Below are 24,090 nucleotides of genomic sequence, written 5' to 3'. Positions count from 1 at the left end.
AACGATATCCTGTGGTGCCCTAGCAATAACTTGTTGCACCGAATTGTCAGTGAGCATATATTCCCGTGACAAAAGCTTGCTCGGGTAGCCGAACGCATGACGCCTTAGCATCAATTCACTATTTGCCCGCACGGAAATGTTATCGATAACGACCGGCGGACAGCGGGAGGAACATGAAGTTATCCAAGTATGGCAATACGCGCACGCGTACCGTGGCATCGATATTCTTCGCGGCATTGATGGGCATGGCCGTGCTGTCGCCACCCCCGGCCGCGGCCGCCGACACGATACTGACGCTGGCCACCAGCTACCAGCCAACGATCCAGGAAACCACGGACGCGAGCGGCTTCAAGCATCCCGGCGTCGGCTTGACCAAGCCCATCCTTGAAAACCTGCGGACCCAGATACGGGCGCAAAAGGAGCCCTGGAACACGAATTTCAACAACATGCTGCTGTCCTCCTCCGCGTCGAGGACGGCCGTCTCCAGCAACCGCGGCAGCGACCCGACCAAGCCCCTCAGCTACGCCTTCAACAGCCAGAGCTTCAATGGGCGCTTCATCGCGGACGGCCAGAAGGCCTTTACCCAAGCCATCCTGTACTACGTGACCGGCGACGAGATCTACCGCGCCAACGCCCTGGCCATCCTGCGCATCTGGGCCCAGATGGATCCGGCGCAGTACACGTACTTCAATGACGCGCACATCCACACCGGGGTGCCCATGTACCGGATGATGATGGCCGCCGAAATCCTGCGCTACACCAGCTACCAGACGCCGGCGCTGCAATGGACCGACGCGGACACCGCCAACCTGACGAACAACCTGATCGTCCCGGCCACGGACACCTTCAATCACACCAACTGGCGCTTCATGAACCAGCACCTGTATCCGCTGATGGGTTCCATGGCGGGCTACATCTTCACGGGCAACCGCGCGCGTTACAACGAGGGCGTGGAATGGTTCACCGTCAACGCGACCGCGGTGGACCAAGGGGTGAACGGCGCCATCAAGCGTTTGTTCCGGCTGGTTGACACGAACGACCTGACCGGCGAGCCGGTCACGCCCGTGGTGCAGCTGGTGGAGATGGGACGCGACCAGGCCCATAGCTCGGGTGATCTGGTGAATGTGGACATTCTCTCGCGCCAGCTGATGGCGCAGGGCACCAAGGTCGATCCGGTGAACGGCACGCCATCGACCGCCGCCAATGCGGTCGGCCCTTACGAATTCCTGAACGACCGCATCCTGGACACGGCCGATTACTGGGGCCGTTTCATGCTCGGTTACGAGACGCCATGGGTCCCCACCGTCGCCTACGCCAATGCGGACGGTACGCCCAGAATCGTGTACAAGACGCTCTCCAGCGGTTACCGTGGCCGCCTGACGCAGAACTCATGGGGATCGTACTACTACTACAAGTACGCCCGCGGTTTCAACATGGACCAGCGCGCGCCCTACCTCACCGAGGCATACAGGCGCCGCCCCAGCTATAACTGGGATAACGTCGACGGGGGCGGCGAATTCTGGTTCTACATACCGGCGGCGGCGGCCGAGGCCGAAGGGGCGCAATTCCTGGTCCGGCCCATCGTCGATCCACTGCGCGAAATCGAGGACCGCGCCACCGCGCTCGACGGCAATTCCACCGTGATCCGCGAGGCGACGGTGGGTTACGCGCGCGTGACGGCCACTGCCGCGGGCAGCACGATCGCGCTGACCAGCTACGCCAACTCCAGCAAGAACGTCGCGTTCCGGGTCAGGACCAATGGCATCGCCACCCTGGAAGCGTTTGGCGACAGCATCGCGCTGCCCGACACCAAGGGCCAGTGGCGCTACGTGACCTATGCGCTCAACGCGTACCAGGGGATAGGCGACATGTTCCATATCACCGTCAAGGGCGCGGGCACCACCGTCGACCTGGACCACATCAACCTGCAGCCGGGAACCGCGCTGACGGCTCCGGTCTTCGCCGAGGGCGACGCCGACCTGAACCTGTACACCTATGCCGCCTCCACCAGCACCATCAACCGCAGCTTCGCCGCCACCGACGCCAACGCGGGTGATGTCGTCAGCTACCAGATCGACAACATGCCGGCGGGCGCCACATTCAACACCGGCACCGGGGCGTTCTCGTGGAAGCCGTCGCAGGCCGGCACCTACACCTTCGCCATCACCGCCACCGACGGCGCCACGGTGAGCACCAGGCTGGTGAAGGTGGTGGTGACGGCCGACCGCCAATCGGCTGTCGCGGCCGCCAACGCCGCCTTCCAGGCCGGCACCACGTACATCAGCGCGTCGCTGTCGGCCTACTACGCCGCCCACGCCGATGCCGTGGCCGCCATCAACGGCGCCACGGACGATACCTTCGCCGCCCGATTGACGGCGCTCGGCAATGCCGTCGCCGGCCTGCAACCGCTGACCCCGGTGATTGACGATGGCAGCCTGGATTATTCCAAAATGCTGGCCTCGTCCACCTTCGGCTCGGGCGTCTCGAATGCGCTGGACAACGCGCCCGACACCTTCATCGGGTATTTTCTCGCCCAGAACCTGGCCCATACCCTGGACTTTGGCGCCGGCTACCGGGTCTCGGCCAGTTCTTTCCAGGTGCAGGTGCGCGCCAGCTTCCCGACCCGCATCGGCAATGCCGCGATGTTCGGTTCCAACGACAATGAAACCTGGACCCGGCTGACGCCCGGCGTGACGGTGGACACCGAGGATATGCAGACGCTGGAGGTGCAGGACGACCTCAAGGAAAAAAGATTCCGATTTATCAGGATACAGAAGTTCGGGTCAAGCAACCAAATGCTGGAGCTGTCTGAATTCAGGATTTTCGGCGCGCGCCACGAGGCGGTCAACAAGTTGTCGGCCGTGTCGATCGGCTCGGACCAACGCATAAAGACCCGCATTGTGCCGGGCAACACCGTGAAGGTGACCATCACGGCGGTCGCCCCCATCAACAACCTGCGCCTCACCGTGCTGGGCCAGCCGGTGGCCGTCACCACGGCCGACAACCTGAACTGGACCGCGTCCTGGGTCGCATCGGCCACTGCCGACATCACCAACGTCAAGTTCGTGCTCGACTACAAGACGGCCGAGGGCTTCGACGCCGACACCACCTACTTCACCACGGACGGCAGCGCGCTGTTCATCTCGGACCAGACCAACTACCTCGGCAACCTGGACATCGCGGCATTGACCGATTCCAGCGGCAGGAACGCGACCGACGTGAGGACGGTGGCGAATCTGCTGTTCGACGGCAATATCAACTCGGCGACCGACTTCCGCGTCAACGGCAGCGGGTACGGAGGCTACCTGACCTTCGACTTCAAGGAAGATGGCAGCGCCACCTTGTCGCGGGCGGAACTGCTGGCCCGCCAGGACCAGGTTGGACGCGCCGCCGGCACCGTGGTGCAAGGCTCGAACGACAACGCCAGCTGGACCACCATGTCGAGCGCCGCCGTCTCGTCGGCCGAGTGGCAGCAACTGGCGATCAGCAACCCCCAGCCCTACCGCTACGTCCGGATCTACAATGGCGGCAACTGGTTCGGCAACATGGCCGAGCTGCGCTTGCACGGCGTGGCGCGGTCCCAGAAGATGGCTGCGGTGTCGATCAGCTCGCCGCAATCGCTGCGCAGCCGCATTGTGCCGGGCAACGCCGTCAAACTGACCTTCGCCACCAAGGAAGCGGCGAACAATGTCAGCGTCACGGTCCAGGGCCAGGCGGCCACGGTGGCCACGACGGACAACGTCAACTTCACCGCCAGCGTGACTCTGCCCCAGGGGGTGGCGACGGGCCCAGTCGTCTTCGCCATCAAGTACAAGCTGCAGAGCGGCATGGACGGCATCACCACCAGCGCGACCACCGACGGCACGACCTTGTACCTGGTCGACGAATCCGATGTGATCCGCAACGTGCCCGCCATCGCAACGCTGATCGACTCCACCGTCAACCGCACGGCGGCGGCCACGCTGACGCAGGTGAACGCCCTGTTCGACGGCGCCCTGGGCAGCGTCTCGGATTTCCGCACCGGCGCCGACAACTCGGGCAGCGGCGGCTACATCACCTTCGACTTCAAGGAGGGCGGCAGCGCCGCGTTGTCGGGTGTGGACCTGCTCAGCCGGCAGGACGGGGATTACGCCCGCATCGCCGGGACCGTGGTGCAAGGCTCCAACGACAACGCCAGCTGGACCACGATCTCGGGCGCGGCCACCTCGTCGGCCGAGTGGCAGCAACTGGCGATCAATCCCCAGCCCTACCGCTACATCCGGATCTACAATGGTGGCAACTGGTTCGGCAACATGGCCGAGCTGCGGCTGCGTGGCGTGGCCCAGTCCAACAGGATCGCCACGGTGTCGATCGGCTCGCCGCAATCGCTGCGCAACCGCATCGCGGCGGGCAATTCCGTCAAAGTGACCTTCACGGCGAAGGAAGCGGTGACCAATGTCAGCGCCACGATCCAGGGCCAGGCGGCCACCGTGGCCACGGCGGACAACGTCAACTTCACCGCCACCGCGACCCTGCCCCAGGGCGTGGCGACGGGCACGGTGACATTCGCCCTCAACTACAAACTGCAGAGCGGCATGAACGGCGTCGCCACCACCGCGACCACCGACGGCACCACGCTGTACGTGGCCGATGAATCCGATGTGATCCGCAACGTCCCCGCGATCGCCACGCTGATCGATTCCACCGTCAACCGGAGCGCGGCGGTCACGCTGAGCACGGTTAACAACATGTTCGACGGGCTGGCCAGCGCTTCGGATTTCCGCACCGGCACCACCAACTCGGGCTACGGCGCCTACATCATCTTCGACTTCAAGGAGGACGGCAGCGCCACGCTGACCGGCGTGGACCTGCTCGGCCGCCAGGACCAGTATTACACCCGCATCGCCGGCACCGTGGTGCAGGGCTCCAACGACAACGCCAGCTGGACCACGATCTCGGGCGCGGCCGTCTCGTCGGCCGAATGGCAGCGGCTGGCGATCAATCCCCAGCCCTACCGCTACATCCGGATCTACAATGGCGGCAACTGGTTCGGCAACATCGCCGAGCTGCGACTGCGCGGCGCGGCCCAGTCCAACAGGATCGCCACGGTGTCGATCAACTCGCCGCAATCGCTGCGCAACCGCGTTGTGCCGGGCAACACCGTCCAACTGGCCTTCACGGCGAAGGAAGCCGTGAACAATGTCAGCGCCACGATCCAGGGCCAGGCGGCTGCCGTGACCACGACCGACAACGTCAACTTCACCGCCACCGCGACCCTGCCCCAGGGCGTGGCGCCGGGCGCGGTGACATTCGCCGTCAACTACAAGCTACAGAGCGGCATGAATGGCGTCACCACCACCGCCACCACCGATGGCACCGCGCTGTACCTGGTCGATGAGTCGGACGTGATCCGCAATCTGTCCACCCTCGCGACCCTGATCGACTCCACCGTCAACCGCCCGGCGGCGACCACGGCCGCCATCGTCAACAACCTGTTTGACGGCAACCTGGGCACAATCTCCGACTTCCGCACCGGCACCAACAACGCGGGTAACGGCGCCTATGTCACGTTCGACTTCACGGGCAACGAGGCCATTCTGACCAGCGTGGAACTGGCCGCACGGCAGGACAACTACTACACGCGCGCCAACGGCGTGGTGATCCAGGGCTCGAACGACAATACCAACTGGAGCGCACTGACCGCGCCGGCGGCATCGACCATGGACTGGCAAACCCTGCCGGTCACCGGCGGCGTGCCATATCGTTACATCCGGATTTACAACGGTGGCGCCTGGTTTGGCAATCTGTCGGAAGTGCGCTTCCACGGCGCGGTGCAACCCAACTGAAGTTGAGGGGGAGGGCAAGACAATACCGTTCGCTCCCCCTCATATAATCACGGCCGCAAGGTCGTGCGAGTTATTGAAAAATGAAAAAGAAGCACGCAACACACAAGAGGCCGCTGTCGAGAGCGGCAATGATCGCGAGAATTTTGACGGCTGCGACGGCATTGACCGTTTTCGGTGGCGAGGCCACCGCCGCGCCAAGCGTTGCCGCGAGCGCCCCGCAAATCAAGGTTCCGGCACCCGTGCTTGGTTGGGCGAGCTGGAACGCATTTGCCAGCAGCATAAATTTCGAGATCTTGAAGACGCAGGTCGATGCCTACGCCGCCCCAGGCGGCTTGAAGGATGCCGGCTACACCTACTTCAACCTGGACGACGGCTGGTGGCAAGGTGCGCGCGATGCGGCCGGCAATATGGTCGTCAACGAAACGGAATGGCCGGGCGGCATGAAGGCTGTCGCCGACTATATCCACAGCAAGGGTCTGAAGGCCGGCATCTATACGGACGCGGGCGCGAGCGGCTGCGGCTACCTGAATACGACGCGGCCGCAATCGGACGGCATGACGGCCGGCATGCGCGGCCATGAATTGCGCGACGCCAAGCAATTCCAGAACTGGGGCTTTGATTTCGTCAAGGTCGACTAGTGCGGCGGCGGCGGCTTCGGCTACCAGAAGACAGTGCTCGACGCGCGGGAAGCGTATACCACGATCAGCGAGGCGATCGCGCAGGCCAGTGCGACAAGCGGCCGCGCGATGACTCTGTCGATGTGCCAGTGGGGCCGTGACGAGCCATGGAACTGGGCGCCGGGCCTTGCGCCGATGTGGCGCACCAGCGACGACGTCATCTTCTGGGAAAAGCCGGCGGGCACGCCGGGCGGTACCGCCGTCCCGCTCGACAGGATGATACTCAAGCCAGCGCTATGGAAGACCATGGTGAACTTCGACAAGGGACTGCATCCGGCCGCCCACCATACCGGCTTCGTCAATGATCTCGACATGATGATCGTCGGCAATGGCGTGGCAAGGGGCGCGGGCGGCGTCGACCTTGACCGAGGCGGAAAGCCGCACGCACATGGCGATGTGGGTGATCGCTGGCTCGCCTCTTCTACTGGGCAATGACTTGACGACGATGAACGAGGCTACCAAAGCCATCGTGACGAATGCGGAAGTGCTGGCAATCAATCAGGACGGACGTGGTTTGCAAGGCGTGAAAGTGGCCGAAGACAGCGCCGGCCTCCAGGTCTACAGCAAAGTATTGAGCGGCAGCGGCAAGCGCGCTGTCATGCTGCTCAACCGCACGGGACAGCGCGCATCGATGACAGTGCGCTGGGCCGACACCGGCCTCGCCGCCGCCACCGCCAGCGTGCGCGACGTATGGGCCAAGGCCAACCTGGGCAGCTTTGCCGCGTCGTACACGGCGACAGTGCCGGCCAAGGGCTCGGTGCTGCTGCGTGTCAGCGGCCGCGAGGGCGACAGCCGCGTGTATGAAGCCGAAGCCAGCGCCAACACACTTGGCGGCAATGCCGCGCGCGTGAACTGCGCAAGGTGCTCGAACACCGGCAAAGTCGCCGGCGTCGGGAACGGCGCGACGCTGGTGATCAAGGACGTGAAGGCAGCCACGGCCGGGCTGAAGCTGGCCAACATCGTCTATAGCAACAGTGAAACCGAGGTGCGGCGCGCCAGCATGCAGGTCAACGGCCAGACCCCGACCATGGTGGCCTTCCCGTCCACCGGCGGCCGGGACAATATCGGTTCGGTGTCGGTGATGCTGTCGCTGGCCAAGGGTGTGGCCAACACGATCACTTTCAGCAATGCAAGCGGCCAGGCGCCCGACTTCGATGCGGTCGTGATCCAGGAAATCGCCGGCGCCAACGGCGGCACGCTGGTTTCGGCGCCATCCGGCCGCTGCGTCGGCCTGCCCAACAACAATGCCAGCGTGGGTATTCAGGCCGGCTTGGGGTATTGCCATGGCGGCCAGAACCAAACTTTCGCACGCACTGCCCGCAGTGAACTGGTGGTCTACGGCAACCGCTGCCTCGACGCATTGGGCGCCACGCCTATCGTTGGGGCCAGGCTCGGCATTGGAGAATGCAATGGCAGCAATAAGCAGAAGTGGGAATTTGCCGCGAATGGCACGATGACCATGAACGGCCTGTGCCTGGATGTGCCGGCCAACGGCCAGCCCGAGTTGGCGGTTTGCGATGCCAACAGCCAGACTCAGCAATGGCTGTTCAGTCAGTAAGCGCAGCACCAGGGCGGCGCACACGCGCGGTGCGCCGGAGAAGCGCTCGATTCTTCTGCTTTTGCTGCGCCAGTTTCGAAGCCCGCTGATCCATATCTTGTTCGCCGCCGCCGCGCTGGTCACGGCCACCGGCACCATACGGCAGTGGGAGGCATCGCGCGGCTGACCGAGGGGGCCGGGGAGCCCCGGACGCCGCTGGAAAGGGGGCAACGACGCCCCCGTCCTGGCCACCGCCAAGCGAAAGCGCGCCTTCCAGGGGCACACGATGCGATATAAAATATTTATATAAGCACTTATATAAAAGATGCTAATATAGCCACATGAAACAAGGACTCGGAACCCAACTGCGGCACCTGATCGAACTGCTCGATGGCGCGGTCCAGCAATCCTATGTGGACGCGGGCCTGGATTACCGGCCGCGCTACACGCCGGTGATGCGGGTGCTGGCGCAGCGGCAAAGCGCGACCATCGGCCAGCTGGCCGAACTGGCGGGCATCACGCAGCCGGCGGCCACGCAAACGGTGGCGCTGATGAAGAAGGAAGGCCTGCTGCTGGTGGCCGCCGGCGGCGAGGACGGCAGGCAGCGGGTGGTGCGCCTGAGCCCGCGGGGCGAGGCGATGCTGCCCCGCCTGCAGGCGTGCTGGCAGGCCACCAAGCGCGCGGCGGACGGCCTGGACGCGGAACTGGCGTTTCCCCTGTCGGAGTGCCTGGCGCAGGCCATCGCCGTGCTCGAGCGGCGCTCCTTCGGCGAGCGCATCCGCGCCGAGAGCAAGCAAACACCACCAACCCCCTGATGAAAGCGACTATGGACAATACGCTGAGCATGGCAACGAACAAACCCGCCCTGGCATCGCGCCTGATGGCGCATCCGCTGGTCCGCATCGTGCTCGGCATGGTGCTGACCTTCGCCGCCGTGCCGCTGACGATGATCGTCGCCTCCAAGCTGGTCGAAAAGCCGTACCGCGTGGCGTGGCCGCAGCTGCTGGCCGCCGTCCTGGTGTGGTTCGGCTACCGCTTCTATGTGCGCCGCGTCGAAAAACGGCAGCCCACCGAACTGGCGACCCAGGGCATGGGGCGCGAGCTGGCCACCGGCCTGCTGCTCGGCGCGGGGCTGGTGGCGCTCACCTTCGCCGTGCTGGCGGCGCTGGGCGTCTACCGCTTCGGCGGTGTCAACTCGCCCGGCCTGGCGATACTGTTGCCGCTGGCCGAGCTGGTGCTGGTCGGCATGGCCGAGGAGATGATGTTCCGCGGCGTGATCTTCGGCGTCACCGAACGCTCGCTGGGCGGCAAGGCCGCCGTCGCCATCTCGGCGCTGGTGTTCAGCCTGGCCCACCTGCCGAACGAGGGCCTGTCGGTGCCGGCGGTCGGCGCCCTGGCCGCCTATGGCGTGCTGCAGGCCGCGCTTTACATGAAGACGCGCCGCCTGTGGATCTGCATCGGCACCCACGTCGCGTGGAATTACTGCGTCAGCCAGGTGTTTTCCTCGACCGTCTCGGGCCACGCCGCCACCGACGGCCTGCTGCGCGGCGAACTGGTGGGCAACGCCATGCTGACCGGCGGCGTGTTCGGCGTGGAGGGCTCGCTGGTCACCCTGCTGCTGATCGCCGCCGCCGCCGCGTTCTGGCTGCGCCGGGGGCCAAACCTTATGAACAGGGGGCGGTGAGCATGCCGCGGTTCGACCGCGCTCCTCCGATTCAGCATCGAGCTGCGCCAAATACGCCCGCGGCAAGGCGGCACGGCGCGGTCGAAAGCTGCCCCCGTCGTGTCCACCGCCGTGATGCGCTCCACGCGGAAAATCCTGAAGTCCTCGCGCAGGCAGCAGCGCGCCAGGACGACCAGTATCCTGTCCAAATACACTATGAGGCAAGGGTCGCTGCGTAAATCGTCAAGTTGGCCCCGAATCATCGCCAACTTCGCCGTCCCCCCTGTTTGGCTTGATCCAAAGGCTCGCGACGAACCACGTCAGTGTGATCGCGCCTATGGTGAAAACCACGTCGCCCGGCACGCGCATCCATATCAGCGTATCGATTAGCGGCCGTTGCATGAATTCCGCCGAGCGCGCGTACCAGTAGCCGTGGTTCACCGCGGCCAGCAGTTGCAGTGTGCCGATGGGTAGCAGGGTCAGCACCGCCATCAGCGCCAGTCCGATGTTGAAGGACCAGAAGCTGATCTGAAGCAGGCGGTCGTTCCAGACCAGGGCGGGCTTCAGGCCGCGCAGGCAGAAAAGCACGAGGCCGATGCCAAGCATGCCGTAGACGCCGAACAGCGCGGTGTGGCCATGGAGTGGCGTCAGGTTCAAGCCCTGCATATAGTAGAGCGACAGCGGCGGGTTGATGAGAAAGCCAAGCAGGCCGGCGCCCACCAGGTTCCAGAACGAGACCGCGAGGAAAAACATCACGGGCCAGCGGTAGCGCCGCATCCATGGCGTCGCATGCCCGAGACGATAGTGGTGATAGGCTTCGAAGCCAAGGTAGGCGAGCGGCACCACTTCCAGCGCCGAGAAGCTCGCGCCTATCGCGATGACGGCGGTTGGTGTACCGCTGAAGTACAGGTGATGGAGCGTGCCAAGCACGCCGCCCGCCATGAAAATGATGGTGGCGAACAGGACTGCCGTGGTGGCTGTTTTCACCGGCATCAGGCCGAGCCGCACGAAGATGATGGCCAGCACCGCCGAAGCGAAGACCTCGAAAAATCCTTCCACCCACAAGTGCACCAGCCACCAGCGCCAATACTCGACCATGGAGAGCGACGTATGTTCGTCCCACATCAGTGCGGCGCCGTAGAACAGGCCGATGGCGACGGTAGCCAGGAACAGCAACGCGACGATGGAGCGCGAGGGGTGGTCTTCGCGCAAGGCCGGCCACAGCGAGCGGCCGACCAACGTCAGCCACAGCAGCAGGCCGATGAAGAGAAACCATTGCCAGAATCGGCCCATGTCGGCGTATTCCCAGCCCTGGTGGCCGAACCAGAAGTTGTGTTCGAGTCCCAGCTTTTGCATGACGGCAAACCATTGCCCGCTAAAGGCGCCCACCACGATGAGCAGCAGGCAGACCCACAAGATGTTGACGCCCAGTCGCTGGAAGCGAGGCTCGTGCCCTGAAATGGCCGGCGCCATATAGAGGCCGGTCGCCAGCCAGGCGGTGGCTATCCACAGCACGGCCAGTTGCGTGTGCCAGGTCCGTGTGAGCGCATAGGGCAGGACTTCGGATAGATTCATGCCGTACTGCCGCTGTCCCTCGATCTGATAATGGGCGGTAATGCTGCCGAGTAGAATTTGAAGCAGGAACATGCCGAGCAACAGCCAGAAGTACTTGCCTACGGCTTTCATCGAAGGCGTGATCACCAGGGCGCGCATGGGGTCGGTCTCGGGGGGAAGATGTTCCTCCCGGCGGCCATCCGACACCGCGTGATGCCAGCCCAGCAGGGCGATGCCGGCGATCACGAACAGCACGCTGAAGGCCGACCAGACAAAGGTGCTGGCCGGAGGCTTGTTACCCACCAGCGGTTCGCTCGGCCAGTTGCTCGTGTAGCTGATCCCGCTGTCCGGGCGTTCCGTCACGGTCGCCCAGGCGGTCCACCAGAAGAAGGCGGAGAGCGCCTCGCGGTGCCGCGCGTCGGGCACCGTGTCGTTTTTCATCGCGTAGGCTTCGCGCAGGCCGGCCGTGGCGGCTTCGTTGCCGAACAGGCTTTGGTAATGGCCCGACACGGAAGCGATCGCCGCGGCGCGATCCTGGTCCACGGTGATCGCGCGCCGGGCGGGATCATATGTGTTGCGGCGCATGCCGGCTTCCAGCCTGCCGCGCAAGGCGGCCCGCCGTTCCGCGGATAGACTGTCGTAATTCCCGCGGTCTTCCCGCAGCGCCCAGCGGTCAAGCAGGGTCATCGCCTCGCGATGCAGCCAGTCGGCGCTCCAGTCGGGCGCGACATAGCCACCGTGACCCCAGATCGAACCGAGTTGCATGCCGCCGAAGGACTGCCAGACTTGACGCCCTTTTTCGATGTCGGCGCGCGTGTAAAGGACCTTGCCATCGGTCGACACCACGCGTTCCGGCATGGGAGGAGCTTGGCGATGGATTTCATCGCCGGTCCACAGCAGGGTTCCAAAAGACGCCGCGAGCAGCAACACCAGGCAGAGCCAAAGCCTTCTTGTGCTGTTCATTGGCTTTGTTCCCCGGTGGACGGCGGGTGATCGTAAAACTCGACCAGCACTTTTCGCATAGCGCCTCCTTTGCCGCGGCAGTGATGTTTCAGGGATGCGCGCAGCATGGATCGCAACGTCCACGATTTGCGCATGGATGGCTTCTTGTGGACAAGGACCATCTTACGCCGTGCGCCTTCCCCGCCCGGCCCAATGTGTTGCGTGATCTGGCTGAATTCGCACTATCGCGAAATGGCCGGACAATATTTCGATGCGCCGCGTCGAAAAACGGCAACCGACCGCGCTGGCGACCCAGGGCGTGGCGCGCGAACTGGCCGCCGGCCCGCTGCTGGGCGCGGTTGCCGCCTGCGCACGCGATTGCAGATCGGTCAATACCGCGTCGTTGAACAAGGTCCACCGCCGGGAGGGAACGTCGGCGCCGGCGGCCTGTACGGCGTTCGCGCGCCGGCGCCAGGAGGGGCCTGTCAGGCCAGGCCGGACTTGTCGACGCCAAACGCCTTGTCATACGTGCCGGGCACGATGCGGAAGGCCACGTTGACGCGGTTCCAGGCGTTGATCGACATCACCAGGAAGGTCAGGTCGGACAACTCCTTCTCGGACAGTTGCGTGCGCACGCGCTCGTAGACCTCGTCGGACACGCCCTGGGCGGGAATCTGGGTCAGGACCTCGGTCCACGCCAGGGCGGCGCGCTCGCGCGGGCTGAACAGCGTGGACTCGCGCCAGATGGCGACGTGATGCAGCCGCAGCGGCCGCTCGCCATGGATCGTGGCTTCCTTGATGTGCATGTCCAGGCAGAAGGCGCAGCCGTTGAGCTGCGAGGCCCGGATATCCACCAGATCGCGGACCGGCTGCTCGACGGCGGAATTCTTGAAGGCCAGGCTGAACTCGACGAACTTCTTGAACAGCTCGGGGGATTGTTTTTGGTAATCGATGCGTTGGCTCATGATGGCTCCTCTGTGTCGGAAAAAAAGTGGGTGGCGGGCCGGCGCGGCCCGTGAATCACAGGCTCATCCCCGCGCCGACGAGCGGCTGAGCCAGTTGTGGAAACGTGTAGCCCCGATGCGCGCGTGCTCGCCGGTGACGAGCGACCGGTCGTCCAGTTCGCTGCCGAAGTAGCGCGCGTGCACGTCGGCGATGACCTGCCGCTTGTCGTCGCGCGCGGCGAGAAACTTGCGCGCCAGCTCGTCGAGCGGGAAGCGGTCGGGGCCGCCCACTTCGACGGTGCCGTTCACCGGCGCGCCGACCGCGAGATCGGCCATCGCGGCCGACACGTCGTCCGCCGCGATGGGCTGGATCAGGGCGGGTGAAAGGCGGACCGTGTCGCCGTCGGCGCTCGAATTGATGATGCCCTCGATGAACTCGGCGAACTGCGTCGAGCGCAGGATGGTGTAGGGCAGCTTCGACGCCTTGATCAGGTTTTCCTGGGCGACCTTGGCCCTGAAGTAGCCGTTGTCCGGCAGGCGGTCGCTGCCGACGATGGAGAGCGCGACGTGATGCTCAACGCCGGCCTCGGCCTCCGCGGCGAGCAGGTTGCGGGTGGAGGTCTGGAAGAACTCCATCACGGCCTTGTCCTCGAACGTGGGGGCGCCCGCCACGTCGACCACCACCTGGGCGCCGGCGAGCGCCTCGGCCAGCCCCTTGCCGGTGAGGGTGTTCACGCCGGTGCCGGGCGATGCCGCCACGGTCTCGTGACCATTCAAACGTAGCCGGGTTACAATATTTGACCCGATAAGGCCACTACCACCAATCACAACTATTTTCATGTTCCGCTCCTCGATTCAGTGTTTATCATCTTCAGTGCAGCGATCGAGTGCCCAGTATGCGTTTCGGCCGGGCGGAAGACTTTGCCAAGACCTTGGGTTTTCCTTGGATTTGGCTTGGAAATTGGTCCACGGAACAGGGAGCCGTGAATGTCCTTAATGTTTGACGACTGCGTGATCGACCTGGACCGGCGCGAACTGCTGCGGGCGTCCCAGGTGGTCGCCACCGCGCCCCAGGTCTTCGACCTGCTGGTCTACCTGGCGAGCAACCGCGAGCGCGTCGTCAGCAGGGACGATCTGATCGCCGCGGTATGGGCCGGCCGCATCGTCTCGGAATCGACCCTGGCCAGCCACATCAACGCGGTGCGCAAGGCGGTCGGCGACAGCGGCGGGCAGCAGCGCGTGATTCGAACGGTGGCCCGCAAGGGCTTCCGCTTCGTGGCCGAAGCCAGGGAAGTCGATTCCCACGATGGCCACCCGTCGGCGCAGCCCCCCGCGCCCGCGCTGCCCGCCAAGCCGTCCATCGCCGTCCTGCCGTTCGTGAACTTGAGCGGGGACCGGGAGCAGGACTATCTGGCCGACGGCGTGGTGGAGGACGTCATCGCCGCCTTGTCGCAGTATCGCTGGCTGTTCGTCGTCGCGCGCAATTCGAGCTTCACCTACAAGGGCCGCGCGGTGGACGTGAAGCAGGTCGGCCGCGAACTGGGCGTGCGCTACGTGCTGGAAGGCAGCTGGCGCAAGGCGAACGACCGCGTGCGCATCACGGGCCAGCTGATCGACGCGACCACCGGCGCGCACCACTGGGCGGGCCGCTTCGAAGGCGTGCTGGGGGACATCTTCGCGCTGCAGGACCGGATCACCGAAAGCGTGGTCGGCGCCATCGCGCCGGAACTCGAACGGGCGGAAATCGAACGCGCGAAGCACAAGCCCACCGAAAGCCTCGACGCCTACGACTACTATCTGCGCGGCGTGGCCGAACTGCATCATGGCAGCAGGGAGACCATAGGTCCGGCGCTGTCGTTCTTCCACCGGGCCATCGAGTCCGATCCGGATTTCGCGTCGGCCCACGCGATGGCGGCATGGTGCCATTGCTGGCGCAAGATCAACGGCTGGATGACCGATCGCCCCGGCGAGATCGCGGAGGGCATCCGGCTGGCCCGCCGCGCCATGGAGCTGGACAAGGGCGACGCGGTGGCGCTCACCAGAAGCGGCCACGCGATCGCCTATCTGGCCCGCGACCTCGAGGGCGGCATCGCCTTGCTGGACAAGGCGCTCGTGCTGAACCCCAACCTCGCGGCGGCGATATTTCTCGGCGGCTTCCTCAGGCTGTGGCGCGGCGAAACCGATGCCGCCATCGAACACTTTGCGCGCGCCATGCGTTTGAGTCCACTGGACCCGGAACTGTACCGCATGCAAGTCGGCATGGCGGTCGCGCATCTGTTCATGGGGCGCTTCGACACGGCGTCGTCATGGGCGGAGCGGGGGTTCCGGGACTTGCCGGGTTTCCTGCTGGCCGCCGCCATCCTCGCCGCCAGCCACGCGCTGGCCGGACGCGTGGCCGAAGCGCGGGCCGCGATGGATCATCTGCGCCGGCTCGACCCCGGCTTGCGCCTCTCCAATATCGCGGAGTGGCTGCCGATCCAGCGTCCCCAGGATCTCGCCATCTTGCTGGACGGCCTGCGCAGGGCGGGGCTGCCGGAATAAACGATGCACGCCGGGCCGGCGGCGGCATCGGGGACGCGCGGCTGGGTCACTCCGCGGACTTTGGCTGCGTCGCCTTGCTTGAGTCCTGAGCGGGTGACCCGGGTTCGACACGGTTGAGTTCTCGGACCCAGATATTCCGGAATTCGACGCCGGCGCCTTTGTCGCCATGATCCTGTAGCAAAATCGGGGCGGGTCCATGTGCGGCGTAGCGTGGCGTGCCGGCATAGACAGTTTCGCCGCCGAGTTCGACATTCCATTGAACCAGGATGCCGTTGTGCAGGACGGTGAGCCGGGCCGGGGACAAGAGGCTGTGGTCGGCGCGGAAGCGGGGCGCCGACCATAGCACGTCATAGCTCTGCCATTCGCCATTGGGCCTGCATGCGTTGACTAGTGGAATGAACTGCTTGTAAACACTTGATGCCTGGCCGTTTGCGTAGGTTCGATTGTGAAAACAATCCAGTATCTGCACTTCGTAACCGCGTGGACCGGGACCGGGACCTGTCGCCGCGAGAAAAACTCCGCTGTTGCCGCGATGCTGCCCCGTCCCGAGGGCGTCGGATGGGGTGCGCCATTCGAGATGCAATTGATAGTCCCTGAAGAGACGACGGGTTTGGATATGCCCGGCCCCGCTGACGACCTTCATGACCCCATCGAACACGCGCCACCCGGCGGGGCTGTCTTGCCCGTTCGCGCCGGTCCACTCCTTCAGGTCGTTTCCACTGAAAAGAACGATGGCATCGGACGGCGCGGTGCGGGAGTCGCCCGGCGCGACTAACGCTGGCTCGGGGTTCCACACCTCGGTTGCAGCGGGATCAGCTTGCGTACCTGAAGCCGCGGCGCCGTTGCAGATCGAGAAGAAGGCGGTCAGTGCGCCGATCCATACTATGGTTTTCATCTTATTTTGCTCCGAGAAACCTCGTCCTTCAGGACGGGGAGTGAAAGGAGCCGACTGCGAATTGCATGGCAATTCGAGCCCCGTGAAAAGCCATGCCAGAAGCAGTCGAACTCGCGAAAATGGGAACCAGTTCCAGCTCTGGTGGTCAAACAAGCATGAAACTGGTCTACCGTTATCGTGTGAAATCGCTGACCGGCTTGCTGAACAAGAAAGCACGGGCGGTCAACTTCGTGTGGAACTACTGCAATGAGAGGCAGAAGGATGCGCTGCGCTTCAACCGCCGCTGGCACTCCGGTTTCGACCTGATCAAACTGACCACCGGTTGCAGCAAGGAGCTTGGACTGCATTCGGGCACGGTCAACGACGTGTGCCAGCAGTACGCCAAATCGCGCAGCCAGTCGCGCCGTCCCTATCTGCGTTTCCGTGGCCGGAAATCGCTGGGCTGGGTGCCGCTCAAGGGCCGCGAGTTGAAGCGGGAAGGCAATGCCTTCCGCTTCGCCGGCGACACCTTCCGCGTGTTTTACTCGCGACCGCTGCCTGCAGGGAAAATCCTGGACGGCACCAACTTTTCCCGCGACCGCCGTGGAAACTGGTTTCTGAACATCGTGCTGGAAGTCGCGGAGCCGCCCGCAAGGACGCCGGTGCGTGGGGTTGGCATCGATCTGGGCCTGAAGGAATTGGCCACACTGTCCAATGGCGAAAAAATCGAAGCGCCACGGATTTACCGCGAAGCCGAAGCGGCGCTGGCGGTGGCGCAGCGCGCCCGCAAGCGGCGGCGGGTAACGGCCATCCATGCGAAGATCGCCAATCGCCGGCGCGATTTCCTTCACAAGTGTTCCACCCGCATGGTGCGCGACTTCGACTACATCGTGGTCGGCAATGTCCAAGCCGCCGCGCTGGCCAAAACCCGCATGGCGAAGTCGGTGCTGGACGCGGGCTGGTCGTGCTTCCGCAATCAACTGGCGTACAAGGCTGTTAGGCATGGCGTCTGGTTCGAGGAAGTGGACGAACGTTTCACCACCCAGGTCTGCTCGAACTGCGGCACTTTGCCGGAGTCTAGGCCGAAAGGTATCGCGGACCTTGGAGTAAGAGAATGGCGATGTGGTGATTGCGGTGCCGGACATGATCGTGATCTCAATGCTGCGTTAAACATTCTCCGTCGCGGACGTGCGACGCTGGCTGTAGGAATCTCCGTCCTTTAGGGCGGAGAGGACGTCAATGGGTTGGTCCGCTAAGGAAAAAAAGGATGATTATCTTAACGTCTCCCTGCTGCGGGAGACCCAGCGTCATTTCAATGGGTCAACCACTGCTTTTCCGCTGTGGCTCTCCTTGCGAAAGGTAGCCCACCAATTGCCGCGCATGGGTGGACAAGCCGGCCCACTCGCGGATGCAGATGCGCAGTTCCCTCGTCGCCCACGCGTTCTCCAGCCCCACCATCGTCACCGGCAGCTCGCGCACGTGGCGCGACGCCACCGCCTCCGGCAGCATGGCGATGCCGGCCCTTTCGGCGACCAGCTGGGCGATGGCGGAGAAACTCGGCGCCCGCACCCGTATCTTCAACGGCCTGGCGCTCTGCATGGCCATCTCCTCCACGAAGCGCTGCATGGCCCGCTCCGGCGGCAGGCAGACGAAGGCGAAGCCGAGCGCGTCCTTCAGCTGCACGGCGCCGCTCCCGGCCAGCGCGTGGCCGCTCGGCACCAGCAACACCAGCCTGTCGTGGCGGAACGGCAGCGAGGTCACGCCGCTGGTGGCCAGGTTGCCATCGAGGACGCCGATGTCCACCTCGCCCGCTTGCACCGCCAGCAGCACGTCCGAGCTGTTCTGCTCCACCAGCTGCAGGTCGATCTCGGGGTAGTCCGCCAGGAACGGGCCCAGCGCTGCCGGCAGGAAGGTGCTGTTCGCCACCGTGGTGCCCGCCAGCCGCAAGGTGATCCTGCGCTGGCCCGCCAGGTCGCGCAGCGTCTCCTTGAGCCGCTCCGTCTCGCCCAGCACGTGGCGGGCGCGGTCCAGCACCAGGCGGCCCGCCGGCGTCACCTCCATGCCGTCCGCGTTGCGGGTGAACAGCGCCAGCCCGCAGCGTTGCTCGAAGTTGCGCAGGCGGTTGCTGGCCGCCGACAGCGCGATGGGGAAGCCGGCGGCAGCCTTGCTCAGGCTGCCCGCGTCGGCGATGGCGGCCAGCAGGCGGAGGTCGACGAGGTCGAAATGCATGGTTTCTCTTACCGCGAAGGCTAGGTATATAAAACAAGCATTCTAGCCCGCTTCGCTTCGCGGCAGAATAAGGCCTCACCCGGGAAACCACACCATGAACCTCACGCCCATGAACCTCGCGCGCTTACCTTTCCAACAATGGGCCACGGACGGCCGCCTGTACGCCGTGCTGTCCGCCGCCGGCTTCAGCCTCAAGGCGGTGTTCGTCAAGCTGGGCTACGCGGCCGGGCCGGTGGACGCCCTCACGCTGCTCGCCATGCGCATGGGAATCGCCCTGCCGCTGTTCGCCTGGCTGGTGTGGCTCAGCCGGGACAAGGCGCGGGCCCCGCTCTGCGGCATGGACATGGCGCGCATCGTGCTGCTGGGGATGTTCGGCTACTACCTGTCGAGCCTGTTCGATTTCTATGGGCTGGAATACATCAGCGCGGGTCTTGAACGCCTGATCCTGTACCTCTACCCGACGCTGGTGCTGGTGTTCCAGGCCATCGCGCTGCGCAAATGGCCCTCGGTCCGCGTGGCGCAGGCGATGGCGGTCTGCTACGCGGGCCTGGGCATCGCCTTCGTCCACGACGTGAGCTTCGCCAGCCACGGGACGCAGGTGATGACGGGCGCGGCCTGGGTGTTCGCCAGCGCCGTCACCTACGCCCTGTACTACCTCGGCACCGGCGCGATGGTGAGCCGTCTCGGCTCCATGCGCCTGTCCGGCCTGGCCGGCGGCGCCTCCTCGGTCCTGGTCCTGGCGCACTACCTGGTCGCGGGCAGGCCGTCGGAACTGGCCGCCCTGCCCTCCGGCGTGTGGCTGAACGCGAGTCTGATGGCCTTGCTGTCGACGGCGCTGCCGATCTACTGGATGGCCCTGGCGATCCAGCGCATGGGGGCCGCGCAGGCGGCGGCGGTCGGCAGCCTGGGGCCGGTGTTGACGGTGCTGGCGAGCTGGGCGCTGCTGGGCGAAACCTTGTCGGTGTTTCAGATCGGCGGGCTGGCGCTGGTGATGTATGGCGTGTCGCGGTTGAAGCCGGCGCCGGCGGCTTCGCCCAGGCGCGCCTGGTAGGTGCGCGGCGAGCATCCCAGCTCCCGCTTGAACACGGAGTGCATGTAGTGGCTGGAGGTGAAGCCGCACTTGCGCGCCACGTCGGCCAGCTTGCAGTCGCCCGTTTCCAGGATCGCGGTGGCGGCGTCGAGCCGGATGCGCAGGATCTCGTCGTGCACGCTGTGGCCCAGCTCCTGGCGGAAATGGCTTTCCAGCGAGGAGCGCGATATGCCGACGTATTCGGCCACCTGCCCGGTCTTGATGCCCAGGCAGGCGAACTGGCGGATGTAGTGGCGCGCCCGCATCACGTGCGGGTGCCTGGCCGGCTCGTGGCGGGAGGACGCGAGCGCGTTGATGCCCGCCGGCGGCACCAGGATGCGCGTGTCGCGCAGCTGCGCGCCGTGCAGCATGCGGGTCAGCAGTTGCGCCGCCGCGCGGCCGATCTCCTGGCCATTCTGGATCACCGAGCTCATGGGAATGCGGGTCAGCATGCGCGCCATCGGGTCGTTGTCGATGCCGATCACCGCCACCTGCTCCGGCACGGCGATGCCGGCCAGCGCGCACGCCTGCATCAGCTGGCGCGCGCGGGCGTCGGTGACGGCGATGACGCCGACCGGCTTGGGCAGGCCGCGCAACCACGCCACCTGCCGCTCCAGCGCCGCGTCCCACGACGGCGCGCGCGTGCACTGGCCGCGGAAGACCTCGGGCTCCATCCGGTCGCCGCGCAGCAGCGCGCGGAAGGCCTTCTCGCGCTCCTGCGCCCAGCGGTTCTCCGGCGCTTCGGGCAGGCTGAACAGCGCGAGCTTGCGCAGCCCGGAATCGATCAGGTGCTCGTAGGCCAGCTTGACGAGCTGGAAATTGTCGGTGGCCACGTAGGGCACGCCGGGCGGATAGTCCGCCGCGTCCTCGTACGAGCCGCCCACGGCCACCACGGGGACGCGGCAGCTCGCCAGCGCCGCCGCCACCGCCGGATCGTCGAAGTCGGCGATGATGCCGTGGCCCCGCCACTGCTCGATGCCGGACAGGCGCAGCCGGAAGTCCTCCTCCAGGAACAAGTCCCAGAAGATGCGGTTGCCGCTCAGGTAGCTGGCGACGCCGGCGAGCACCTCGCGGTCGAATATCTTGTTCGCGTTGAACAGCAGCGCGATACGATGTGTCTTTGTCGTCGGCATTCGCTCCATCCCCCTGTGGTGGTGGAGCATTGTAAATCGGTCAGTCCGATTTAAATGTGGTCAGGCCGCAACAAGTTTCTGGACAGGCCAAAATAATTGCTTCCGTCAAGGCAGGCGCGCGAAAGCCAGCAGCACCCACGCCACGGTGATGACCACCATGCCCGTGATCGTCACACACGACCAGGTGAAGAACCAGGCCGACAGCATGGTGGCCTGCAGGATGCGCTCGAACAGGAAGCCGAGCCCGAAATCGAACGCCGCCAGCACGGACCAGCGCCGCAGGTAGACCGGCAGGTAGCGGCTCATGCGCCGGTTGTGCTGGACCGCCGCGTGGCGTTCGAACAGATTGCGCGCCGCGCTCACGTCGGCGAACAGCCAGTCGAAGAACATGAAGCGGTAGAGCAGGGTCCGGAATTTCATTTCAGGAACGTTGCTGTCCTGCCCCCCTGGCAGCGGCGCGTCGGTCGTCATGTTCACTCCCGTGGTTGGTAGCCCATCCGAAGCGCCCCGCTGAGATTCCAGGCGCGATTCCATACTAAGTCGAAACCGCGTCAAAAACCAGTTCGCTGGTCAACCGTACTTGCAAAAGAGTTTATCGGCGCCGTGGAAACCGCGTCGTCCGGTTGCCGGACGGCCACCCGTGGAGGCTAGCCCCGCAGCGCCTCCGCCGGCTTCATCCCCATCGCCATCCACGCGTGCCGCGCCACCGCCAGGAAGGCGATGGCGAGCGTGCAGGCCAGCGCCAGCGGCAAGGTCCAGTGGCCGATGGGCGCGTGCTCGACGTAGGTGGCCAGGTAGCGCCGGATCGCCACCGCCGCCAGCGGCAGCCCGATCGCGGCCGACACCAGCGTCAGCGCGCCGATCTCGCGCACCACCAGCAGGCCGATGGCGCCACGCCCCGCGCCGTGCAGCTTGCGCAGCACGATTTCCCGCGCCCGCCGCTGCACCGTGTGGGCCGACAGCACATAGGTGCCGAAGGCGGCGATCGCCAGCGCGATGCCGGTGGCCAGCGCCAGCAGCCTGGCCATGCGCGCGTCCTCGGCGTAGTTGGCGGCCAGGATGTCGGCCGCGCCGTGCGTCTTCAGGATCGCGTCCGGGAAGTATCGGGGCCACACCTCGCGCACCACCGCCTCCAGCCGCGCCGGCGATCCGGCGGCGCGCACGCTGAGCGTGGTGCCGCCCGTTCCCAGCTCGTAGGCCATCGCGCGTTGCGGCTCGCGCAGCGACTGGAAGCGCAGGTCGGGCGCGATGCCGATCACGCGTTTGTGCACGACCTTGTTGTCGAAGCCGGTGAACAACACGGTTTGCCCCAGCGCCGCCGTGGGATTGCTGAAGCCCAGTTCGCGCGCGGCGATGGCGTTCAGGATCAGCGGCACCGGATCGTCCTCCCGGTCCAGGCGCGGATCGTACAGGCGGCCCGATTCCGGCCGGATGCGGTATTGCTCGAAGAAGTTGGCGCTCACCAGCTTCATTTCCATCGGCACGCTGGCGCCGCCGGGGCGCTTCAGCTCGCGGAACCAGACGTCGGTGTTGCGGCCCACCGCGTCCTGCAGGATGGCGACGCCGTCCACGCCGGGCCGCGCGCGCAGCGCGGCCACGAAGCCGCGCGCCTGTGCGCCGTACCTGGACGGCTCCGGCAGGTCGATGATCAGCAGCGCCGAGGGGTCGAAGCCCGGCGAGGCGCGCATGGCGTAGGCGGTCTGCCAGGCGATGGCCAGGGTGACGCTGGCGAACCCCATGGCGGTGGCCACTTGCAGCACCGTCATCACGCGGCGCAGCCGCATGCCGCCGGCCGATTCGGCGCCGCCCCTGCCCGCCAGCGCCTTGCTGGGCGGGACGCGCGCCGCGATCCAGGCCGGGTAGGCGGCGGTGAGCAGGCCGAGCAGCACGCCCAGCGCCAGCGCCGCGGCGATGTTCTGGGCCGACAGCATGCCGTCCAGCCTGCGGTCGACCAGCGCGGAAAACAGCGGCAGGGCCATCCACGCCAGCAGCAGGCCGATCAGCGTGGCCAGCATGGACACCAGCATGGATTCGGTCAGCAGCTGCGCGACGATCCGGCGCACGCTGGCGCCCAGCACCTTGCGCATGGCCACCTCGCGCTGGCGCCGCAACACCCGCACCGCCGCCAGGTTGATGTAGTTGACGGCCGCCAGCGCCAGGATCAGCACGGCGATCGCGCCCAGGCCGGCCACCGCCACCGGATTGGCGCGCCGGCCCGCGCCGTCGATGAAGTTGGCGGTGACGCCGGTGTCGAAATACGCCTCGCCCAGCGGCCCCAGCGCGATATCCATCGCCTTGCGGCCGCCCAGGCGCTGTTTGACCTCGGGCGCCTGCTTGCGCAGCGCGGGCGCCTCGTCCACCGCCCGCTGCAGGGCCGCCGTGATGGCGGGCAGCGAGGCGCCGGGGTGGACGCGGATCAGCACCTTGCCCCACCAGCCCTGTTGGCCGGTGAGCATCTCCTCGCGCACGTCCGCCGCCAGCGACGAGTTCACGCCGATCAGCGCCTCGAAAGGGATGGTGGTGTTGGCCGGCGGCGTGCGCAGGATGGCGTCCACGCGCAGCGTCTTGCCCTCCACCAGCATGGTGCGGCCCAGCGCGTCGGCGCCGCCGTACAGGCGCTCGGCCAGCTCGCCGGTGATGGCGATGCCCTCCGGCCGCTCCAGCGCCGCCTTCAGGTCGCCCCGCAGCGCGCGCACGCCCAGCATGGACGCGAAGCCCGGCAGCACGGTCTGGCTGGCCAGGCTGTGCAAGCGGCCGTCGACGCTGGCGGTCAGGCCCATCCCTTGCGGGCGCGACGGCAGGTACAGCGTGGCCCCGGCCACGCCGGGCGCGCCGGCCGCCGCCGCGTGCAGCAGCATGGGCGCCTGGTCGAACCACGGCGCCTTGGGATCGACGTTGTAGCGCTGCTTCACCACGTACACATTGTCCACGTCGGGCACGTGGTGGTTGTACTGCCACGAATAGCGCACAAAGCCGAACAGCAGCAGCGCCGCCGCGAAGCCCAGGCCCAGGCCGCCAACGACGACCAGCGAGTAGGCCGGTTCCTGCACCAGGGTGCGCCAGCCGATACGGAAGTCCCGCGGTTTCACGTGGGCTTCCCGG

Annotated in this window: 18 protein-coding genes and 1 pseudogene; 10 read left to right on the top strand and 9 right to left on the bottom strand. The window is 65.8% G+C overall.

The window, feature by feature from the left end:
- Positions 1-173: 173 nt before the first annotated feature.
- The 7 genes from BM436_RS04435 (at position 174) to BM436_RS04405 (ending at position 9,723) form a co-directional block, all read left to right on the top strand.
- Positions 174-5,825 (top strand): discoidin domain-containing protein, encoded by a 5,652-nt coding sequence (locus BM436_RS04435; RefSeq protein ID WP_093553945.1) that lies wholly within the window; start codon positions 174-176, stop codon positions 5,823-5,825.
- Between the two features lie 80 nt (positions 5,826-5,905).
- A complete protein-coding gene (locus BM436_RS04430) occupies positions 5,906-6,463 on the top strand; it encodes an alpha-galactosidase (protein WP_093553943.1) in 558 nt (185 codons plus the stop codon).
- A 33-nt stretch (positions 6,464-6,496) separates the two neighbouring features.
- Positions 6,497-6,937, top strand: coding sequence for an alpha-amylase family protein (locus tag BM436_RS35950; protein WP_143132966.1), 441 nt, complete (start codon positions 6,497-6,499; stop codon positions 6,935-6,937).
- Positions 6,864-8,060 (top strand): ricin-type beta-trefoil lectin domain protein, encoded by a 1,197-nt coding sequence (locus BM436_RS04420; protein WP_177306953.1) that lies wholly within the window; start codon positions 6,864-6,866, stop codon positions 8,058-8,060. Before BM436_RS35950 ends, BM436_RS04420 begins: the two co-directional genes overlap by 74 nt.
- Complete coding sequence (locus BM436_RS38660; RefSeq protein ID WP_093553937.1) at positions 7,981-8,226, top strand: cation-transporting P-type ATPase; 246 nt, start codon at positions 7,981-7,983, stop codon at positions 8,224-8,226. Before BM436_RS04420 ends, BM436_RS38660 begins: the two co-directional genes overlap by 80 nt.
- A gap of 154 nt (positions 8,227-8,380) precedes the next feature.
- Positions 8,381-8,854: a MarR family winged helix-turn-helix transcriptional regulator gene (locus tag BM436_RS04410; protein ID WP_093553935.1), complete on the top strand. Its 474-nt coding sequence runs from the start codon at positions 8,381-8,383 to the stop codon at positions 8,852-8,854.
- A 29-nt stretch (positions 8,855-8,883) separates the two neighbouring features.
- The gene (locus tag BM436_RS04405) at positions 8,884-9,723 is read left to right on the top strand and encodes a CPBP family intramembrane glutamic endopeptidase (protein WP_093554366.1); all 840 of its coding nucleotides are present in this window, start codon (positions 8,884-8,886) and stop codon (positions 9,721-9,723) included.
- Between the two features lie 155 nt (positions 9,724-9,878).
- Here BM436_RS04405 and BM436_RS38790 read toward each other — a convergent pair.
- The 4 genes and pseudogenes from BM436_RS38790 to BM436_RS04385 form a co-directional block, all read right to left on the bottom strand.
- Positions 9,879-9,965 (bottom strand): annotated as a pseudogene (locus BM436_RS38790) (hypothetical protein); the annotation flags it as partial.
- On the bottom strand, positions 9,946-12,219 hold the full coding sequence (locus tag BM436_RS04395) for a nitric-oxide reductase large subunit (RefSeq protein WP_093553933.1): 2,274 nt from the start codon (positions 12,217-12,219) through the stop codon (positions 9,946-9,948). The pseudogene BM436_RS38790 and the gene BM436_RS04395, both read right to left, overlap by 20 nt.
- Before the next feature lie 464 nt (positions 12,220-12,683).
- On the bottom strand, positions 12,684-13,163 hold the full coding sequence (locus tag BM436_RS04390; protein WP_093553931.1) for a carboxymuconolactone decarboxylase family protein: 480 nt from the start codon (positions 13,161-13,163) through the stop codon (positions 12,684-12,686).
- A gap of 63 nt (positions 13,164-13,226) precedes the next feature.
- Entirely contained in the window at positions 13,227-13,982 is a 756-nt protein-coding gene (locus tag BM436_RS04385; RefSeq protein WP_093553929.1) for an SDR family oxidoreductase, read from the bottom strand.
- 147 nt (positions 13,983-14,129) lie between these two features.
- Here BM436_RS04385 and BM436_RS04380 point away from each other — a divergent pair, with 147 nt between their 5' ends.
- On the top strand, positions 14,130-15,683 hold the full coding sequence (locus BM436_RS04380; protein ID WP_093553927.1) for a winged helix-turn-helix domain-containing tetratricopeptide repeat protein: 1,554 nt from the start codon (positions 14,130-14,132) through the stop codon (positions 15,681-15,683).
- Between the two features lie 46 nt (positions 15,684-15,729).
- On the opposite strand, the gene BM436_RS04375 is transcribed toward BM436_RS04380, so the two are convergent.
- A complete protein-coding gene (locus tag BM436_RS04375; RefSeq protein WP_093553925.1) occupies positions 15,730-16,578 on the bottom strand; it encodes a 3-keto-disaccharide hydrolase in 849 nt (282 codons plus the stop codon).
- A 155-nt stretch (positions 16,579-16,733) separates the two neighbouring features.
- Here BM436_RS04375 and BM436_RS04370 point away from each other — a divergent pair, with 155 nt between their 5' ends.
- A complete protein-coding gene (locus BM436_RS04370; protein ID WP_093553923.1) occupies positions 16,734-17,780 on the top strand; it encodes an RNA-guided endonuclease InsQ/TnpB family protein in 1,047 nt (348 codons plus the stop codon).
- A gap of 97 nt (positions 17,781-17,877) precedes the next feature.
- Here the strand turns inward: BM436_RS04370 and BM436_RS04365 are convergent, their stop codons facing one another.
- Entirely contained in the window at positions 17,878-18,786 is a 909-nt protein-coding gene (locus tag BM436_RS04365) for a LysR substrate-binding domain-containing protein (RefSeq protein WP_093553921.1), read from the bottom strand.
- A gap of 94 nt (positions 18,787-18,880) precedes the next feature.
- Between BM436_RS04365 and BM436_RS04360 the strand changes: the two genes are divergently transcribed.
- Positions 18,881-19,837: a DMT family transporter gene (locus BM436_RS04360; protein ID WP_093553919.1), complete on the top strand. Its 957-nt coding sequence runs from the start codon at positions 18,881-18,883 to the stop codon at positions 19,835-19,837.
- Here BM436_RS04360 and BM436_RS04355 read toward each other — a convergent pair.
- The 3 genes from BM436_RS04355 to BM436_RS04345 all read right to left on the bottom strand — a co-directional run bounded on the left by BM436_RS04355 (position 19,753) and on the right by BM436_RS04345 (position 24,077).
- Positions 19,753-20,997 carry a XylR family transcriptional regulator gene (locus BM436_RS04355; RefSeq protein WP_093553917.1) on the bottom strand — a complete coding sequence of 415 codons (1,245 nt, stop codon included), beginning with the start codon at positions 20,995-20,997 and terminating at the stop codon, positions 19,753-19,755. The two genes, BM436_RS04360 and BM436_RS04355, sit on opposite strands and share 85 nt — an antisense overlap.
- Before the next feature lie 96 nt (positions 20,998-21,093).
- A complete protein-coding gene (locus BM436_RS04350; RefSeq protein WP_143132960.1) occupies positions 21,094-21,459 on the bottom strand; it encodes a hypothetical protein in 366 nt (121 codons plus the stop codon).
- A 176-nt stretch (positions 21,460-21,635) separates the two neighbouring features.
- Positions 21,636-24,077 (bottom strand): FtsX-like permease family protein, encoded by a 2,442-nt coding sequence (locus BM436_RS04345; RefSeq protein ID WP_093553913.1) that lies wholly within the window; start codon positions 24,075-24,077, stop codon positions 21,636-21,638.
- Between the last annotated feature and the right edge of the window lie 13 nt (positions 24,078-24,090).

The organism is Pseudoduganella namucuonensis, assembly GCF_900116645.1.
Classification (GTDB): Bacteria; Pseudomonadota; Gammaproteobacteria; order Burkholderiales; family Burkholderiaceae_D; genus Rugamonas; species Rugamonas namucuonensis.
Note: the sequence above shows the minus strand (reverse complement) of the source record. Positions and strands in the feature narration are given on the sequence as shown.

What these genes read in the sequence shown, in the direction of transcription:
- BM436_RS04365 (WP_093553921.1), bottom strand. Translation starts at nt 18,786, where the DNA reads ATGCATTTCGACCTCGTCGACCTCCGCCTGCTGGCCGCCATCGCCGAC.
- BM436_RS04435 (WP_093553945.1), top strand. Translation starts at nt 174, where the DNA reads ATGAAGTTATCCAAGTATGGCAATACGCGCACGCGTACCGTGGCATCG.
- BM436_RS04360 (WP_093553919.1), top strand. Translation starts at nt 18,881, where the DNA reads ATGAACCTCACGCCCATGAACCTCGCGCGCTTACCTTTCCAACAATGG.
- BM436_RS04405 (WP_093554366.1), top strand. Translation starts at nt 8,884, where the DNA reads ATGGCAACGAACAAACCCGCCCTGGCATCGCGCCTGATGGCGCATCCG.
- BM436_RS04370 (WP_093553923.1), top strand. Translation starts at nt 16,734, where the DNA reads ATGAAACTGGTCTACCGTTATCGTGTGAAATCGCTGACCGGCTTGCTG.
- BM436_RS04385 (WP_093553929.1), bottom strand. Translation starts at nt 13,982, where the DNA reads ATGAAAATAGTTGTGATTGGTGGTAGTGGCCTTATCGGGTCAAATATT.
- BM436_RS04355 (WP_093553917.1), bottom strand. Translation starts at nt 20,997, where the DNA reads ATGGAGCGAATGCCGACGACAAAGACACATCGTATCGCGCTGCTGTTC.
- BM436_RS04350 (WP_143132960.1), bottom strand. Translation starts at nt 21,459, where the DNA reads ATGACGACCGACGCGCCGCTGCCAGGGGGGCAGGACAGCAACGTTCCT.
- BM436_RS04395 (WP_093553933.1), bottom strand. Translation starts at nt 12,219, where the DNA reads ATGAACAGCACAAGAAGGCTTTGGCTCTGCCTGGTGTTGCTGCTCGCG.
- BM436_RS04410 (WP_093553935.1), top strand. Translation starts at nt 8,381, where the DNA reads ATGAAACAAGGACTCGGAACCCAACTGCGGCACCTGATCGAACTGCTC.
- BM436_RS38660 (WP_093553937.1), top strand. Translation starts at nt 7,981, where the DNA reads ATGTGCCGGCCAACGGCCAGCCCGAGTTGGCGGTTTGCGATGCCAACA.
- BM436_RS04430 (WP_093553943.1), top strand. Translation starts at nt 5,906, where the DNA reads ATGAAAAAGAAGCACGCAACACACAAGAGGCCGCTGTCGAGAGCGGCA.
- BM436_RS04390 (WP_093553931.1), bottom strand. Translation starts at nt 13,163, where the DNA reads ATGAGCCAACGCATCGATTACCAAAAACAATCCCCCGAGCTGTTCAAG.
- BM436_RS04380 (WP_093553927.1), top strand. Translation starts at nt 14,130, where the DNA reads ATGTCCTTAATGTTTGACGACTGCGTGATCGACCTGGACCGGCGCGAA.
- BM436_RS04375 (WP_093553925.1), bottom strand. Translation starts at nt 16,578, where the DNA reads ATGAAAACCATAGTATGGATCGGCGCACTGACCGCCTTCTTCTCGATC.